Below are 16,141 nucleotides of genomic sequence, written 5' to 3' on the forward strand. Positions count from 1 at the left end.
GCCCCTTTTCAAGCATTTTTTATCGCTTCTTGGGAGTCGAGCGACCGCCGGGGTTCTTTTTGCGCTTTTCGTAAAGAGTCCCTTTAAGCCTGTCTTCCTTTATCTTTTCCTTCGCTTTGCGCGCGTCCTCCGCGGCTATGCGCAGACGCTCTTTGAGGGGAAGTTTTGCGAATTCGTCGCCGCGCTTTTCCTGCATCGCCTGCGCCTGTTCCATCGCCGCCTGCATTTTCTGCATGAACGACGGCTTTGTGCGCTTTTTCAGCACGACCTTGTCTTTGCCCATGCGGATTATCAGCGCCTGCAAAATTCCCAGCAAGCTCTGCACAAGCCAGTACAGCACCAAGCCCGACGGGAACGTGTAGAAGAACACGAGCATGATGACGGGCATGAGCTTGAACATCATCGCCTGCGTTTTGTCCGCCGACGGCGACGGGTTCAGGTGCATTTGCACGAATGTAACCGCCGCGTTCAGCAGGGGCAGAACGTGCAGGGGCACTCCGAATATGCTCGGCAGGCTTTCGATTGTGTCGGGCAGGGACAAGTCCTTAACCCACATGAAGTGAGCAAAGCGGATTTCGCACGAAGTTTGGAGCATGTAGTACAGCCCGATGAAAATCGGAATCTGTATAAGCACGGGCAGGCAGCCCGCCAGCGGATTTATGCCGTACTCGGAGTAGATTTTCATCGTCTCCTGCTGCACGCGCTTCGGGTCGTCCTTATACTTCGCCTTGATTTCGCGAATCGGCTCCTGCATTTTCGCCATGCGCTGCGCCGACTTTATCTGTATCGACGTAAGCGGCCAGAGAAGCAGTCTTACGATAAGCGTCAAAATGATGATTGACCAGCCCCAGCTCCACGACGGCGAGATTACCTCAATCCCCGAATTAATCCAGACCAGCAGCCTCGAAAGCGGGCGGCTGACGAAGCCGAACCAGCCGTAGTTCATCACCGCTTCCTGCCCCGCGCCCAGCGACGCAAGCGCGTCAAGCTCTTTCGGCCCGACGTAGTACGTCCCCGAAAGCTCCCAGCTCTTGCCCGAGGCAATCGCGCCCGTGTGGAAGCCCATGAAGCCCGCGACCGAGTTTTTCATATACTTGTTGTCGGTCTTGAAGCCCGTTTTCAGCGGAATTGCAAAGCCGATGTCGGAAACCGCGTTTTCGGGCGTGAACACCGCCGCAAAAAACTGGTTCTTCACCGAGCCCCAGACGGAATCGGGCACGTTGATTTTTTCGAAAATCTTCGCCTGCGACGCCCCGATTCCCAAAAATCCGGAGCTTTCCGTAAACGCGCTCGACCTCGCGAAGTGCGCGCTTCCGTTATACAGCAAAAACGCGAGGTTCGAACCGTACACGTCGCTCGCCGTCGGCGGAACCGCGCCCAAGCAAACGTAGACTTCCTCCAACGGAAGCGGCGCGGCGGACAGATTTTCGACCGACGTTTTCGCAAAAACCGTATATTTTGTATAGTCGGCCTTGCCGCTTTTTATCAGCGCGTATGTGCGCGAAATTTTCATTTTCCCCTTTTCGACGTACTCGTACGAAACGGTGTCCGCCGACTTCGCGGCGAGCGCAAACGTCTTCAAAAACGGCGCGGGAAGCTCGCTCGACGGGTCGAAAAACGCAAGGCTCATCGCGGGAATCGCGCCCTTGACTTCGTTGAACGCAAACGGCTTGTCCGAATCCTGACTTTCGGCGTATTTCAGAACCTCGACGTTGGCGATCGCCCCGCCCCTGTTCGTGAAGTTTATTGAAAGGTTCTCGTTTTTTAGCGAGCAAAACTCCTCTTTCGCCGCGTCCGCCGACTGCTTCGCCGCAATCTCGAACTTCGACTCCGCCGACTTCGGCGCAACCGCGTCAACCGTCCGCACGACCTCCGCGCGGCGCGCGCGCGCCGCCGCATCCTTCTTCGTGGAGTCGTACATAAAATAGAATGCCGCAACTATCAGCAGCACCCCGATGATTGTGTTTTTCTTATCCATCGTTATAAAAAAAAGAAAGACAAATTAATTACCGTCCGAATTGCATTCGTCAACTTTGTTTTGCGAAAATAGTTTCCGCCACGAAAAATTTTTCGGAACGTAGTCGAAGCCGCCCTCGCTATACGGGTTGCACCTGAGTATCCTGCACGCGCCCATCAGAATTCCCTTCAACGCGCCGTGCCGCGAAATCGCAATCAGCGTGTACTCCGAGCATGTCGGGTAAAATCGGCAGCCGCTGTTCGGCAGCAGATGTATCACGGGGGAAATCGCCAGCTGGTAGAATCTGACGGCAAGCCAGCTCGGCGCGGACAACAGCCCGCGCGGCATTTTCCTACTCTTTTTTTGCATTCGCGATTACCGTTTCCGCCGCCCGACGGAATTTTTCGCGCAGCTTTGCGTACTCGAACTTCGCGTACCCGCGCCTCACAAACACCAAAATATCGCACGGCACGGCGAAATCGGGCGCGCATTCGCGGAATATCGCCCGAAACCTCCTTCGCGCCGTGTTGCGCTCAACCGCGCAGCCGACCTTTTTGCTCGTCACCAAACCCAGCCGCGACGCCGAATTTTCGGGCCGCGGCAGACAATAAAAAACGAAGGCGGAACAATCCGCCTTCTTCGACTTTTGTTTTAAAAAAGCAAAATCGTTCGCGAGCCGTACCCTGTTTTCTCTTCCAAAACGCACGACCGCTTACCGACTATTTCGTAACCAAACGCTTGCGACCCTTTTGACGGCGTGCCGCAATGACGGCCTTGCCGCCGCGCGTTTTATTTCTTGCACGCCAGCCGCAACGACGGGCGCGTTTCAACTTCGAAGGTCTATATGTAGGATTCATCTTTTGTCTCTTGTAAAATTATTAAAGATTCTTCATGAAATCACACCTCAACCCTTTGTCAACAAAAAAATAAGGCTAGAGCCTTAACGCCGCAGATGGGGGCTACCGCCCCCATGAGGCGGATTTTGCTTTGCAAAATTTCTCCGCCTCCGCCCCCGCAGGCTGCCTGCACGGCAACAGAGGGGGCTGCCGCCCCTCTCGTCGGAGCTTCGCTCCTTTCGGTGGTTATGCGGCGCGGGTATACCCGCGCCTTTCCCCGATTAGTTCGTATTGACTTCGCCAATTACTGTCATTAGAGAATGCTTTATGTTTGCAAGAAACAATAAAAAAATAGACGCGCTTTGCGCGGATAAAAATAAAAATCGAAAATCCGCAAACATGGATTCTCCGCCTACCGTTCCACCCTACTTTAATCCCAGCGCATTTTAAAAATCTTCCGCGCCGTGCGCTCACTATTTAGGCGCGTTAGAGTGCCGTTCAAACGGTGGCTTTCACGCATGCGCAGGGTGCGTGGCGTACGCTACAATCCGCAAATATGGATTCTCCGCTTACCAATCAACTCCGCTTTTATCCCAAAGCATTTTAAAAATCTTCGTGCGCAAGCACTCACTATTTAGGCGCGTCAAAGTGCCAGTATAAGGGCGGCTTTGTGCACGGAACAGGGCGCGTAGCATACTTGGCGTATGTAAGCGGTCTGGAACGTGCGCGAAACGCCCTTAGACTAGTGCTTTCACGCGCCGTTAAGCCCCGTCATCGGCGGTTGTTCGCCGCGGAGATGAGATATAGGAGCCAGCCGAGCGACGACACAAACGCCGCCACATACGTGAACGCCGCCGCGTCCAGAACCTCTCCCACGCCTCTGCCTTCCGCTCCGTCAACAAATCCCAAGTTGCGCAGTTGCGCCTTCGCCCTGTTCGACGCGTCGAATTCCACCGGCAGCGTTATGAGCTGGAACAGCGTCAAAACTATGTAAATTCCGATGCCCGCGTAAATGGTAATCATGCTGTTGAACAGGAAAAATCCGCCGAGCATTACGATTGGCAGAAGCGAGCACGCAAAATTTGTTATCGGCACAAGAGCCATGCGCAGATTGAGCGGCGCGTAGGCGCATTTATGCTGGATTGCGTGTCCCGCCTCGTGCGCGGCGACGCCGAGGGCGGCAATCGACCGCCCGCGGTAGTTTTCGGTGCTGAGGGCGAGCACTTTTTTCGTCGGGTCGTAGTGGTCGGTTAGGTGCCCCGCGATTTCGACGATTTGCACGTCGTCGATGCCCGCCGACTGCATGACGGCCGCCGCCGCGTCGCGCCCCGTCGCGCCCGAGCGCGTGGCGACGCGCGAGTATTTTTCGTATGCCGAAGACACCTTTGCCTGCGCGTACATGCCGATGATTATCGGCACTAAAATCAATACGAGAAATTCCATATTACTTCCTTCTCACATATCTGACAACGTCGAACTGCGGGTGGCTCAAAATAGTTTCGGAAGCCTCGAATTTGCCGTCGAATTTCGGGAAGAACACGTCGCCCTGCGGAGACATTTTCACGCGGCTTATGACGAGTTCGGAGCAGAAGTCGAGGGCGGTTTCGTAGAGCTTTGCGCCGCCGATAATCCAGAGCGTGCGGGGGTCGGCGGCGTAAAACCGCGCGAGTTCGTCGAGCGAGCGGAACGCGCGCGCGCCGCCCGCGATTTCTTCGGGGCGCGAGGTAATCACGACGTTCTCGCGGTTCGGGAGCGGCTTGCAGCCGAGGCTTTCCCAAGTGCGCCGCCCCATCGCGACAATTCCTCCGAGGGTCGTTTTCTTGAAGTGTTTGAAGTCTTCGGAAATGTGCCACGGAATGGAGAGTCCGCTGCCAATCACCCCGTTTTCGGCAACCGCCGCTATCGCCTTGAATTCGCTCATACGGCAATGGGGGCTTTGATTGTCGGGTGCGGGTCGTAGCCTTCGAGGGTGAAGTCTTCGTATACGAATTCGTCAAGCTCGCGGCGGTCGGGGTTGAGCTTCATTTTGGGAAGCGCGCGGGGCTCGCGCGAGAGCTGTTCGCGGACTTGGTCGAGGTGGTTTTTGTAAATGTGGAGGTCGCCGAAAGTGTGGACAAACTCGCGCGGTTTCAGCCCGCAGACCTGCGCCACCATCATCGTGAGGAGCGCGTAGGAGGCGATGTTGAACGGAACGCCGAGGAAGAGGTCGGCACTGCGCTGGTAGAGCTGGCAGCTCAGCCCGCCGTCGGGCGAAACGTAGAGCTGGAAGAGCGCGTGGCAGGGGGGAAGCGCCATTTTGTCAAGCTCGCCGGGGTTCCACGCGCTTACGATGTGCCTGCGCCCGAAGGGGTCTTTGCGGATTCCCTCGACGAGGTTTTTGATTTGGTCGATATGCCTGCCGTCGGGAGCGCGCCAGTCGCGCCACTGGGCGCCGTAAACGCGGCCGAGGTTGCCGTCTTTGTCGGCCCATTCGTCCCAAATCGAGACGCGGTTTTCGTTCAGAAATTTGATGTTGGTGTCGCCGCGCAGAAACCAGAGCAGCTCGTAGATAATCGAGCGGGTGTGGAGTTTTTTTGTCGTAAGAAGCGGAAAGGATTCGCGGAGGTCGAAGCGCGCCTGCGCCCCGAACACGCCGATTGTGCCGACGCCCGTTCTGTCGGAGCGTTCGGAGCCGTTTTCCATTACGAGTTTCAAAAGGTTCAAATATTCTTTCATTACCGAACCCATAAAATCGAAACGCTCCGCCCCTTACAACAAAAAAATCTCGCCAGCCACGCCGAGAAAAGAAAACGCGGACAACGCCCAAACACTACCGCGCGTCAACGACAACTCCACGAACCGCCCAATGCCAACCAGTCGTATGTGTTTAGGCTCGGTTTCAGATTTCCGTCCAGAACAACATCATATGCCGTCGTTATATCGCAACCGTGGTAGCCCGTAAGTATGAGCGAAGAATTCATTTATTTGCTTTTCTTCGCCTTCTTACGTTTATCAAGATCTGGGTCGATAGCCCTCAAAAAGGCATCGGTTTTACTCTGGCTGCGGCGGATAATTCGCGCGGCATCTCTGATAACGCGCACTTGACGTTGGATTTCTTCTTCTGTCTGTGTTGCTATCATTGCCATGCCCATAATCTCTTCCTTTTGTCCGATTTTGTCAACGGTTAGTTTTCTGCAAAATCGGCAAAACTTGGGGATTTTGAATTTCCCGCGCCGCGGCAAACGCGCAAAAAAAAAAGACTTCGGAAAAATCCGAAGTCTTAAAAGAAAGGTTGCTTGCCCGATTAGCGGTTTTCGTAACGCTGGCGGAGCATATTGTTGAAGGCGGCAACTTTGTTCTTGCGACGTTTGATTTCGCAGGGTTTTTCGTAGTAGCGCTTCTGGCGGACGTCGCGAATGACGCCTTCGCGGTCGAGCTTCTTTTTGAGACGGCGGAGAGCCTTCTCCATTGCTTCACCCTTGCGCAATTTAACTTCTACTGACATTACCATTCACCTCCTTCTATGAAAATTCGATTTCGTACCTGGCCAGGGACTCGAACCCTGAACCAATTGATTAAGAGTCAACTGCTCTACCGATTGAGCTAGCCAGGCAAAATCAATATTCAACGCATACTGTACATTCGCGTTCGCTATGCAAGAAAAAAATTAAAAATTTTTAAACAAACTCCGTTTCCCTCAAAATCGCGCACCGAAACGGCTCGCCGAGTTTGCCGCAAAAATCCGCGCCTCCTCCCCGCGCCCGCCGTTATTAGTTGTTGACGCCGACGCCGCGCTTAAAATACAATGTCCTTATGAAAAATACATATCTGAAACCGCTCTTTGCGGCGTTTGCCGCCGCCCTCGCATGCCTTTCCGCCGACGCCGAAACCGTCGCGCTTTGGGGCGACGGGCAAATGCAGGGACGCTCCGCGCAGACGGACACCCTCAACAAGCGCAACATGTTCAACGGCATAAAAACCCCCGCGCTCGAACTCTTTTTGGCGAAGTCCGACAAGCCGAACGGGCTGGTCGTGATTGCTCCTGGGGGCGGATACCAAATTCTCGCATACCCGCACGAGGGCGTTCAGATTGCCGAATGGCTCAACAAATGCGGAATTTCCGCGGCGGTTCTCAAATACAGAGTGCCCGACTTCCCCGCTGAGGCTCTCGCCGACATTCAGCGGGCGATAAGGCTCGTCCGCGCGAACGCGAAAGCGTGGAATGTCGACCCCGACAAAATCGGCGTAATGGGCTTTTCTGCGGGCGCAAACCTCTGCGCGCGCGTGTCCACAAACTACGGGAAAGACGCCTACGCGCCCGTGGACGACGCCGACAAGCTCTCCGCGCGCCCCGATGCCACATGCCTGATTTACCCTGCATACTGCGACAGGCAGGGCTTCGACAGACGCTGGAACAACGCAAAGTTCGACTTCGACGCCGACATTCAAACCCTCTACTCGCCCGCCGAAAACCTCGGCGTAGACAAAAACACGCCGCCCGTTTTCATAGCGCAGTCGCTCGACGACAAAAACTACATCAATTCGGGGATAGCGTATTTTCTCGCGGCAAAACGCGCGGGGATAAAGGCGAACCTGCACGTTTTCGAAGCGGGCGGGCACGGCTACGGGCTTGCGGCGAAAAGCGGAGGACTCCACGCCGACTGGCCCATGCTCGCCGAAAAATGGTTCGCCGCGAGGGGATTTTCAAACAAATAAGCCTGCATGCTGAATATGAAAAAATATCTTAATACAATAATTTCCGCGGCACTTGCTTTCGCCGCGGCAAACGCATACGCCGCCCCGCAAAAGACGGTCGAAATCTGGGACGGCGTAAAAATGGCGGGCGAGGCAAAGCCCTACAAGGGCAAAAAGACAAACGACAACAACGTCTGGTACTCGGTTCAAGCCCCCGTGCTCGACCTCTACCTGCTTGAATCCGACAAGCCCAGAGGCTTTGTAATCGTATGCCCGGGGGGCGCGTACTATGCTTTGTGCATAGGGCACGAGGGCGAAAAAATCGCGAAGTTCCTCAACAAAAAAGGCTATTCGGCGGCGGTTTTGAAATACCGCATTCCGAACAATTTCGACGGCGCTCTAATGGACGCCCAACGCGCGGTAAGAATCGCGAGGGCTAACGCAAAGGCGTGGAACATCAAGCCCGACAAAATCGCGATAATGGGTTTTTCGGCGGGCGCAAGCCTCGCCGCGCGCGCGTCCACAAACTACGGCAAAAAGCTCTACGCGCCCGTGGACGACGCCGACAGGCTCTCCGCGCGTCCCGACGCAACCTGCCTGATTTACCCCGCCTACTGCTCGCAGCCCGAAAAAGACCGCCGCTTCAAAAAAGGCGGCGCGAAAGACGGCGACTCCTACGACGCGCGCTACAAAATTGCCGACTGGAACGTTGTCGACAAAAACACGCCGCCCGCATTCATCACCCAAACGCAGTTCGACCCCTACGTAGACGCGTCCATCGCCTACTACCTCGCGCTCAAAGAGGCGAAAGTTCCCGCGCAGCTGCACATGCTGCCCGTCGGCAAGCACGGCTATCAGGACAAAAAAGTTTTCGAAATGTACGCCGATTGGCTGAAATCCAACGGATTTTAATTCGACAGAACAAGAATGAACATCACCACATACGAACTCGGTCAGCTGGGCACAAACAGCTACCTGCTGTACCCCGACAACACCAACCTTGCGATTCTTGTCGACGCGCCGCTCGACGCCGCCGAGGAAATCCCCGCGCGGCTCGACGCCGACGGCAAAAAGCTTGCGGCAATCCTTTTGACGCACGGGCACTGGGACCATCTTTGGGACGCTGGCGCGCTCCAAAAGCGCACCGACGCAAAGCTCTACGCGGGCGCAATCGGGCGCGAGCTTGTGGAAAGCCCCGAATTCCAGCAAAAGAACTTCTACGCGCAGTCCGACTTCGACGCCGCGAAAATCGACGTTCCCGTAAAGGACGGCGACACGCTCGACATCGCGGGGCTTAAAATAAAATGCTTCGAAGCCGAGGGGCACTGCCCTGGGAGCATTGTCTACTACACCGACGACGGCGAGCACAAATACCTCTTCGCGGGAGACGTCCTCTTTTCGGGAAGCGTCGGACGCTCCGACCTCTGGGGCGGCGATTTTTCGAAGCTCGAAAAGGCGATAAAAACGCGCATCTACACGCTCCCCGACGAAACGATTGTCCTTCCCGGGCACGGAGAGGCTACGACCGTCGAGATTGAAAAACGCTCCAATCCCTACGTTTCCGAATAATGGCGACCTCCGCAAAACCCGACGCATTCTACATGCGCCGCGCCCTCGAACTCGCGAAACGCGCGTGGGGCGACACCGCGCCCAACCCGATGGTGGGGGCGGTGCTCGTCAAAAACGGCGAAATAATCGGCGAGGGCTGGCACACGCGCGACGGCATGCCGCACGCGGAAATAGAGTGCCTGCGCAACGCAAAAGCCCCGCCCGACGGCGCAACGCTCTATGTTTCGCTCGAACCGTGCTCCACGCGCGGGCGCACGGGCGCATGCACCGAAGCCATAATCAAAGCGGGAATAGCCGAAGTGAAAATCGGAACTCTCGATCCCAACCCCGCCCACGCGGGACGCGCCCTGCCCATTCTCCGCGCGGCGGGCATAAAGTGCGAGTCGGGAATTTTGGAGGGCAAATGCCGCGGGCTAAATTTCATCTTCAACCACGCCATTACGCACTCCGAGCCGCTTGTCGCGCTAAAATACGCGGTGTCGGCGGACGGGAAAATAGCGGAAAGGCGCGGAGTTCGCACGCAAATTACAAACGAAGCGTCCCGCGCAAACATGATGGTGTGGCGCAGGCTGTTTTCGTCGATTGCCGTGGGGCGCGGCACGCTCGAATCGGACAATCCGTCGCTTACTGCACGGGGGCTTCCCGACGGCGACCACTGCGCGGAAAGGCTTGTCTTCGACGCGTCGCTCAACATCGCGCGGCACGCCGACCCTAAAAACTTCGCGCTGTTCTCCGACAAATTCGCAAACAAAACGCGAATCGTCTGCGGCGCGGAGGCGTCGGAGGAACGCGCCGAAACGCTCGGAAAACTGGGGCTTCGGATTTTCAAAATAGCCGCGGCGGCGGGAACGCCCAAATTTTGGGAAAAGCTAAAAGAAAAGCTTTTCGCCGAGCGCATAACGTCGCTTTACATAGAGGGCGGCGCGGGACTGATTAAGTCGGTCTGCGACGCGCGGGCGGCGGACTTCGCGTTCGAATACCGCGCGACGAAAACAATAGGAGACGGCGGGCTGCCCGCTTTCGAAAACGGCGAAAGGCCGTTCGACATCGACGGCAAAACGCTTGCGCTCGACGGCGACACACTCACATTCGGGGAAATAAAATGGAAGCGGACGCGGTAAAATCGTACTTCGAGCGGGCGGAGGTTGTTGCCGACTACGCGCGGGCTGTGGACGAAGTGGGGCTTTGGAAGTCAGAGGAAGCGGTAATCTGCGCCCTTGTGCCGAAAGACGCCGCCGTGCTCGAACTCGGCTGCGGCGCGGGGCGCATAGGCATAAACCTCGCGCGGCGCGGATACACAAACGTGCTCTCGACCGACTTCTCCGAAAACATGGTGAAAATCGCCGAGGCAATCGGCGCGCGCGACGGGCTGAAAATGTCGTTTGCAGTCTGCGACGCAACCGCGCCCGCCCTGCCCGACGAATCGTTCGACGCCGCAATTTTCGGCTTCAACGGGCTTATGCAGATTCCGAAATCGGAAAACAGGGAAACCGCCGCGCGCGAAATTTTCAGGGTTTTGAAGTCGGGCGGAATCTTCGTGTTCACCACGCACGACCGCGAAGTGTCGGCGCACCGCCGCTACTGGGAATCGGAGGAAAAGCAGTGGGCGCACGGCGTCCAGGACCCGCGCCTCGACGACTTCGGCGACATCTACTACAAGGGGGAGCACGGGAACATTTTCATACATTCGCCGTCAAAAGACGAAGTGGCTGAAATGCTCGAACGCGCGGGCTTCGAAACGCTCTTCGCAAAACGCCGCTCGGAAATCGCGCAGGAAAACGCTTCCGTGGAGGAGTTTTCCGACGATTGCATATTCTGGGCGGCGAAAAAACCCGCGCCCCAAAAAATTTTATGAAGAAAACACTAACTTTATTACTGGCAATATCAATGGCACTATCGAACATGGCGGCAAAGCCGATTCTCGAACGCGACAAAAATTTGGAGGTCGAAACCCTGCCCAACGGAATGACGGTTGCGGTATTCAAAAACTCCGAACCGCCGAACAGGGTTTCCATGCGCCTGCTCGTCAAGCGCGGCTCGGCATACGAAACGGAAGGCGAGCGCGGAATAGCGCACTTCGTGGAGCACATGGCGTTCAACGGCACAAAACACTTTCCGTCGGGCGACATGGTGGAATATTTCCAGAGGCTGGGAATGGCGTTCGGCGCGGACACAAACGCGCACACGGGGTTCTCGGAAACGGTCTACAAAATCGACATGCCCGAAGTGTCGAAAAAACTCGTGGACGACGGTCTAACGCTTCTGCGCGACTACTGCGACTCCGTCATGTTCGAGCCGAAATCCATCGAAAGCGAGCGCGGCGTAATCATAGCCGAAAAGGACTCGCGCGACACCCAGGACTACCGCAAGGCGGTCAAGGAAATCGCCCACACATTCAAAGGCTCGATTTTCGCCGAAAGAATGCCGATAGGGATTGAAGGCGTAATCAATTCGGTAAAACAGCCCGACTTCAAAAAATTCTACGCCGCAAACTACCGCCCCGAAAACACGGTGCTCGTAGTGGTTGGCGACATCGACCCGCGCGAAATTTTCGCCGCCGCAAAGCGGATTTTCGCCGACTTCAAGGCGAATCCCGCCGTGCCCGCCCGCGAGGCGGACTTCGGCAAACTCGAAACCTCTAACGTAAAATTCACTTTCGGCAAAACGCCGCTCGACATCGACGCAATCTACGACTCCACGCCCAACACGCCGCGCTCGTACGCGTCGGTCGCCGTGGCAAAACAGCCAGAATCGCGGGAGGATACGCTCGAAAGGCGCGTCGAGGACTTCCGCAGGCGCGCGCTCGCGGCGACGCTCACGGCGAGATTTTTGAGGGTCGCCGACAGACCCGAATCCAAATTCTCGCAGGGCGGCGCGGGAACATTCCAGTTCGACAAATACTGCGACGTTTTCATCGTCAACACAGAAGCCCCCGTCGGCGGCGGATTCGACGCTCTCGAAGAGGGTTTCCGCCAGCTTTTCGGCGCGGAGAAAATCGGCGGGCAGGAGCTTGAAACCGCAAAGAAAAAGATTTTCGAAAACCTCGAAAGCGAAATCAAGGCCGCGCCCACGCGCAAGAGCCGCAGCCTTGCAAACGACATCGTTTCGGCGTTCTCCGACGGCGAAACCACCACGTCGCCCGAAAAGGATTTGGAGATTGCCAAATACGCCCTCGGCGGCTTCGGCGCGGACGACGCCTCCGCGCTTCTCAAAAACATTTTCGACAACGCAAAAATCAAGGTTTTCGTCTCCGACGCAAAGCCCGAACCCGACGCCGCAAGCCTCGACGCCTCCGTAAAACGCGCTTTCGAAAACGCGGCAAAATCGACCTACCCCGCGGAAACGTTCGCGGCGGCGTCGCTTGTATTTTCGAAATTCGGGGCGGCGGGGAAAGTCGCCGAACGGCGCGAAATTAAGGAGCTTGGAATCACGCAGGTGAAGTTTGAAAACGGCGCGAGGCTCAACGTAAAACGCACCGACTTCGCCAAGGACGAAGCGGCTATGAAAATCTCGTTCGGACGCGGACTGCTCGACATTCCCGCCGACAAGCCCGAATATTTTGCGGCAATCTACGCGCTCGTTGCGGGCGGCACAAAATTCCAGACTGTCGGGGAAATCAACGCGGCGAAATTCCCGATGAAAATGTCGCTCGGAATTTCGGTTGACGGAAACGCGTTCGCTTTCGGGGCGAGGTCGTCGGCAAAGCACTTCCCCGACGCGCTAAGGCTCGCCGCGACAATATTCGCCGACGCGGGCTTCCGCGAAGACGGCCGCGAGGCACTCCTGAAATACGGAGAGGCCTACTACCTCGACTACCGCACCGACCCGATGTCGAAGCTGCGCTTCCTGCCCGTGCGCATGGTGAAATCGGGGCTGGCGGACGTCCCCGGGGATTTCGAAAACTTCAAGAAAATCGGAATGGACGAAATCGGAAAATGGTTCGCGCCGATTCTGGAAAAATCGTACGCGGAAATTTCGGTCGTGGGCGACGTCGAGGTCGAAGCCGTAATTTCGCTCGTGGCGGAAACGTTCGGCGCAATGCCGCCGCGCGAAGCCGACAACCCCGAACCCTACGCAAAACTCGAACTTCTGCCGCCCGCCGACAAAATCGAAATGCGCTACGAAACGACCGACGAGCCGCGCTCCATTGCGGTTAGAATGTGGCGCAGCGCGGGCAGAACCGACATCGAAAAAATGCGCGCCGACAACGTGCTCGGCGCGGTGCTCGACGACGTTCTCCGCAAGGACGTGCGCGAGGCGCAGGGCAAAGTGTATAGCCCGTTCGCCTACAACAACGCAAGCACGTGGATTGACGGCGCGGGACTCATGACGGCGGCGACTTTCGTAGTGCCCAAGTTCAACGCGGAGCTTCTCGAAACGCTCGAAAAATGCGGCAAAAAAGTCGCGGAGTCAATCACGGAGGACGAATTCGAACGCGCGAAAATCCCGCTGATAAAGGGGGTCGAGGCGAACAAGCGCAAGAACTCGTACTGGCTTGAAGCCGTGCTCGACCGCTCGCAGTGCCGCCCCGTGAACATCGAGCTTGCAAAGAGCATCGACACGGGCTACGCGGGCGTGTCGCTCGAAACGGTCAGACGCCGCGCGAAGGAAATTTTCGGCGAAAGCGCGTACTCGGCAAGCGTAATGCCCGAACGCGTCAAAAAAGAGTTGAAAAAATAGCGCGATTCCGAGATATTCGAAATTCGAGAATGAATCCAAAATATAAAAGAATCGTACTGAAACTCAGCGGCGAAGCGTTGAAAGACACCGAAAACGGCGACGCGCTCGACCCGAAAATCCTCAAAAACCTCGCCCTCGAACTCAAAGAGGTCTACAATATGGGCGTCCAAATCTGCCTTGTGGTGGGCGGCGGCAACATCTTCCGCGGCCTCGCGGGGGCGAAGTCGGGCGTGGACAGAACAACGGGAGACTACATGGGCATGCTCGCAACCGTAATCAACGGGCTTGCGCTCATGAACGCGCTCGAAAGCGAGGGTCTGCCCGTGCGCGTGCAGACGGCAATCCCCATGGAAAAAGTTGCCGAGCCTTTTATTTTGAGACGCGCGGTAAGACACCTCGAAAAGGGAAGAATCGTGATTTTCGTTGCGGGAACTGGCAACCCCTACTTCTCGACCGACACAACCGCCGCCCTCCGCGCAAGCGAAATCGGCGCGGACTGCATTCTCAAAGCCACAAAGGTGGACGGCATCTACGACAAAGACCCCAACAAGTTCGCCGACGCCGTGAAATACGAAACGATAGACTATTTGGAGGCAATCGAAAAACGCCTTGCCGTCATGGACTCCACCGCGTTCTCGCTTTGCATGGACAACAAAATTCCGATTATCGTCTTCAACATGAACGACGGCGGCAACATCAAGAAAGCCGTCGAGGGCGACAAAATCGGCACACTCGTAAAATAACAAAACAAAAGGAAAATACATGGACATATCGGCTGAATTAAAGAAGACGGGAGACGCAATGTCGAAAGCCGTTGACCACGTCGAACACGAATTCGAAACGGTGCACACGGGCAAGGCAAACCCCGGAATGGTCGAAAACGTCATGGTGGAAGCCTACGGAACGTCCTCGCGACTGCGCGACATCGCGGCAATCACCACTCCCGACAGCTCCACTATCCGCGTGCAGCCGTGGGACAAAAGCATTCTCAAAGACGTGGAAAAGGCGATTCTTGCCGCGAACATCGGCTTCACGCCCGCGGTCATGGGCGACGCCGTCCGCTGCCCCATTCCCGCGCTTTCGGGCGAACGCCGCGCGGAACTCGCAAAAATCTGCCACGAAATGGCGGAGCTCGGCAGGGTTAGAATCCGCACAATCCGCAGGGAAACGCTCGACGCCGCGAAAAAGATGAAGTCGGCTGGCGCGGCTACGGAGGACGACCTCAAAAAATTCGAAAAGGAAGTCCAGAACCTCACCGACAAATTCATAGCCCTCATCAACAAAAGCCTCGAAGCAAAAGAGGCCGACCTTAAAAAAGTCTAAAACAAAATGTCCACCGATTGCGCAAAGCGCGTCATCGTGAAACTCGGCACGGGGGTGCTTACCTCCGGCGTCGGGCAGCTCGACACGCGGAAGATGGAATCCGTCTGCAAGCAGATTGCCGACGCAAAAAAACGCGGCTACGAAATCGTGCTCGTAAGTTCGGGCGCGGTCGGGCTGGGCATGGGGAAACTCGGTCTGAAAACCCGCCCCAAACAGATTTCGGCGGTGCAGGAATGCGCGGCGGTCGGACAGGGAATCCTGATTCAGACTTGGGGCGAACTCTTCGCGCCGTTCGGAATCACCGTGGCGCAGATTCTGCTCACGCGCGACGACGTCGATGTGCTCGAACGCCACAAGTCGCTGCGCGGGTTGATAGACAGGCTCCTCGCCGACGGCATAGTGCCGATTATCAACGAAAACGACTGCATCAGCGCGGCGGGGCTTTACATTAAATTCGGCGACAACGACGTGCTCAGCGCGCTCGTCGCCACGCTCTCGAAGGCGGACAAACTCCTGATTCTTTCGACGGCAATCGGGCTTATCGACATGAAGGGAACGGGCAAAGTGGTGCCCGTGGTCGAGAGGATAACCTCGAAAATCCGTGAAATGGCAAGCGGCACGACGAGCGCGACGGCGGTCGGCGGCATGATTACGAAAATCAGGGCGGCGGAAATCGCCACAAGCAGCGGCTGCGACGTCTACATAGCAAGCGGTAGCGAGGAAAACATCGTGGGGAAAATCCTCGGCGGCGCGGAGGTCGGTACGCTCTTCCGCGCGCATTCGAACTCGGTAAGCTCAAAAAAACGCTGGCTTGCGCACTTCGGCAGGACGATAGGCAAAATCTTCGTGGATTCGGGCGCGGTCGCCGCGCTGCGCGGCAGGGGAAGCTCGCTGCTGCCCGCGGGAATCAAAAGGATTTCGGGCGACTTCAAATGCGGAGATCTCGTGGAAATAGCCGACGAAAAAACGGGCGAGATCGTCGCCCGCGGCCTCGCCGAAAAGAGCGCGCGGACAATCAAAAAACTGCTCTCCGAAGATTCGCACAAAAAATGCGGACACAAGGACGTCGCAGTCCACCGCGACAATCTGGCAATAGTCTAAA

Annotated in this window: 18 protein-coding genes and 1 tRNA gene; 9 read left to right on the forward strand and 10 right to left on the reverse strand. The window is 56.6% G+C overall.

The window, feature by feature from the left end; all coding sequences use genetic code 11:
• Nucleotides 1-19 precede the first annotated feature (19 nt).
• From yidC to P3B99_003740, 10 genes are all read right to left on the reverse strand, one after another.
• Nucleotides 20-1,978, reverse strand: coding sequence for a membrane protein insertase YidC (gene yidC / locus P3B99_003695; protein WYJ08227.1), 1,959 nt, complete (start codon nucleotides 1,976-1,978; stop codon nucleotides 20-22).
• Nucleotides 1,979-2,002: 24 nt separating this feature from the next.
• The gene (gene yidD, locus P3B99_003700) at nucleotides 2,003-2,326 is read right to left on the reverse strand and encodes a membrane protein insertion efficiency factor YidD (GenBank protein WYJ08228.1); all 324 of its coding nucleotides are present in this window, start codon (nucleotides 2,324-2,326) and stop codon (nucleotides 2,003-2,005) included.
• Nucleotides 2,310-2,663 (reverse strand): ribonuclease P protein component, encoded by a 354-nt coding sequence (gene rnpA / locus P3B99_003705; protein ID WYJ08229.1) that lies wholly within the window; start codon nucleotides 2,661-2,663, stop codon nucleotides 2,310-2,312. The genes yidD and rnpA overlap by 17 nt, the downstream gene beginning before the upstream one ends.
• Nucleotides 2,664-2,676: 13 nt before the next feature.
• Nucleotides 2,677-2,814, reverse strand: a complete 138-nt coding sequence (gene rpmH / locus P3B99_003710; GenBank protein ID WYJ08230.1) for a 50S ribosomal protein L34 — start codon at nucleotides 2,812-2,814, stop codon at nucleotides 2,677-2,679.
• A 750-nt stretch (nucleotides 2,815-3,564) separates the two neighbouring features.
• Complete coding sequence (locus tag P3B99_003715) at nucleotides 3,565-4,236, reverse strand: zinc metallopeptidase (protein WYJ08231.1); 672 nt, start codon at nucleotides 4,234-4,236, stop codon at nucleotides 3,565-3,567.
• A 1-nt stretch (nucleotide 4,237) separates the two neighbouring features.
• Nucleotides 4,238-4,714, reverse strand: a complete 477-nt coding sequence (locus tag P3B99_003720; GenBank protein WYJ08232.1) for a dihydrofolate reductase — start codon at nucleotides 4,712-4,714, stop codon at nucleotides 4,238-4,240.
• Entirely contained in the window at nucleotides 4,711-5,508 is a 798-nt protein-coding gene (locus P3B99_003725; protein ID WYJ08233.1) for a thymidylate synthase, read from the reverse strand. Before P3B99_003725 ends, P3B99_003720 begins: the two co-directional genes overlap by 4 nt.
• A 245-nt stretch (nucleotides 5,509-5,753) precedes the next feature.
• Nucleotides 5,754-5,918 (reverse strand): hypothetical protein, encoded by a 165-nt coding sequence (locus P3B99_003730; GenBank protein WYJ08234.1) that lies wholly within the window; start codon nucleotides 5,916-5,918, stop codon nucleotides 5,754-5,756.
• 158 nt (nucleotides 5,919-6,076) lie between these two features.
• Nucleotides 6,077-6,277: a 30S ribosomal protein S21 gene (gene rpsU / locus P3B99_003735; GenBank protein ID WYJ08440.1), complete on the reverse strand. Its 201-nt coding sequence runs from the start codon at nucleotides 6,275-6,277 to the stop codon at nucleotides 6,077-6,079.
• A 35-nt stretch (nucleotides 6,278-6,312) separates the two neighbouring features.
• Nucleotides 6,313-6,385 (reverse strand) — tRNA-Lys (locus tag P3B99_003740).
• 200 nt (nucleotides 6,386-6,585) lie between these two features.
• Between P3B99_003740 and P3B99_003745 the strand changes: the two genes are divergently transcribed.
• Genes P3B99_003745 through proB form a run of 9 tightly spaced genes read left to right on the forward strand, consistent with a single transcriptional unit; the run spans nucleotide 6,586 to nucleotide 16,140 of the window.
• On the forward strand, nucleotides 6,586-7,488 hold the full coding sequence (locus P3B99_003745) for an alpha/beta hydrolase (protein ID WYJ08235.1): 903 nt from the start codon (nucleotides 6,586-6,588) through the stop codon (nucleotides 7,486-7,488).
• Between the two features lie 15 nt (nucleotides 7,489-7,503).
• On the forward strand, nucleotides 7,504-8,379 hold the full coding sequence (locus P3B99_003750; GenBank protein WYJ08236.1) for an alpha/beta hydrolase: 876 nt from the start codon (nucleotides 7,504-7,506) through the stop codon (nucleotides 8,377-8,379).
• Between the two features lie 15 nt (nucleotides 8,380-8,394).
• A complete protein-coding gene (locus P3B99_003755; GenBank protein ID WYJ08237.1) occupies nucleotides 8,395-9,036 on the forward strand; it encodes an MBL fold metallo-hydrolase in 642 nt (213 codons plus the stop codon).
• Nucleotides 9,036-10,157 carry a bifunctional diaminohydroxyphosphoribosylaminopyrimidine deaminase/5-amino-6-(5-phosphoribosylamino)uracil reductase RibD gene (gene ribD, locus P3B99_003760; GenBank protein WYJ08238.1) on the forward strand — a complete coding sequence of 374 codons (1,122 nt, stop codon included), beginning with the start codon at nucleotides 9,036-9,038 and terminating at the stop codon, nucleotides 10,155-10,157. Before P3B99_003755 ends, ribD begins: the two co-directional genes overlap by 1 nt.
• Entirely contained in the window at nucleotides 10,139-10,891 is a 753-nt protein-coding gene (locus P3B99_003765; GenBank protein WYJ08239.1) for a methyltransferase domain-containing protein, read from the forward strand. The genes ribD and P3B99_003765 overlap by 19 nt, the downstream gene beginning before the upstream one ends.
• Nucleotides 10,892-10,923: 32 nt before the next feature.
• Nucleotides 10,924-13,716, forward strand: a complete 2,793-nt coding sequence (locus P3B99_003770) for an insulinase family protein (protein ID WYJ08240.1) — start codon at nucleotides 10,924-10,926, stop codon at nucleotides 13,714-13,716.
• 29 nt (nucleotides 13,717-13,745) lie between these two features.
• Nucleotides 13,746-14,459 carry a UMP kinase gene (gene pyrH, locus P3B99_003775; GenBank protein WYJ08241.1) on the forward strand — a complete coding sequence of 238 codons (714 nt, stop codon included), beginning with the start codon at nucleotides 13,746-13,748 and terminating at the stop codon, nucleotides 14,457-14,459.
• 19 nt (nucleotides 14,460-14,478) lie between these two features.
• Nucleotides 14,479-15,039: a ribosome recycling factor gene (frr, locus tag P3B99_003780; protein WYJ08242.1), complete on the forward strand. Its 561-nt coding sequence runs from the start codon at nucleotides 14,479-14,481 to the stop codon at nucleotides 15,037-15,039.
• A gap of 6 nt (nucleotides 15,040-15,045) precedes the next feature.
• Nucleotides 15,046-16,140, forward strand: coding sequence for a glutamate 5-kinase (gene proB, locus P3B99_003785; GenBank protein WYJ08243.1), 1,095 nt, complete (start codon nucleotides 15,046-15,048; stop codon nucleotides 16,138-16,140).
• Nucleotide 16,141 lies beyond the last annotated feature (1 nt).

This window comes from Opitutia bacterium KCR 482, assembly GCA_029269845.2.
Taxonomy (GTDB): Bacteria; Verrucomicrobiota; Verrucomicrobiia; order Opitutales; family Intestinicryptomonadaceae; genus Merdousia.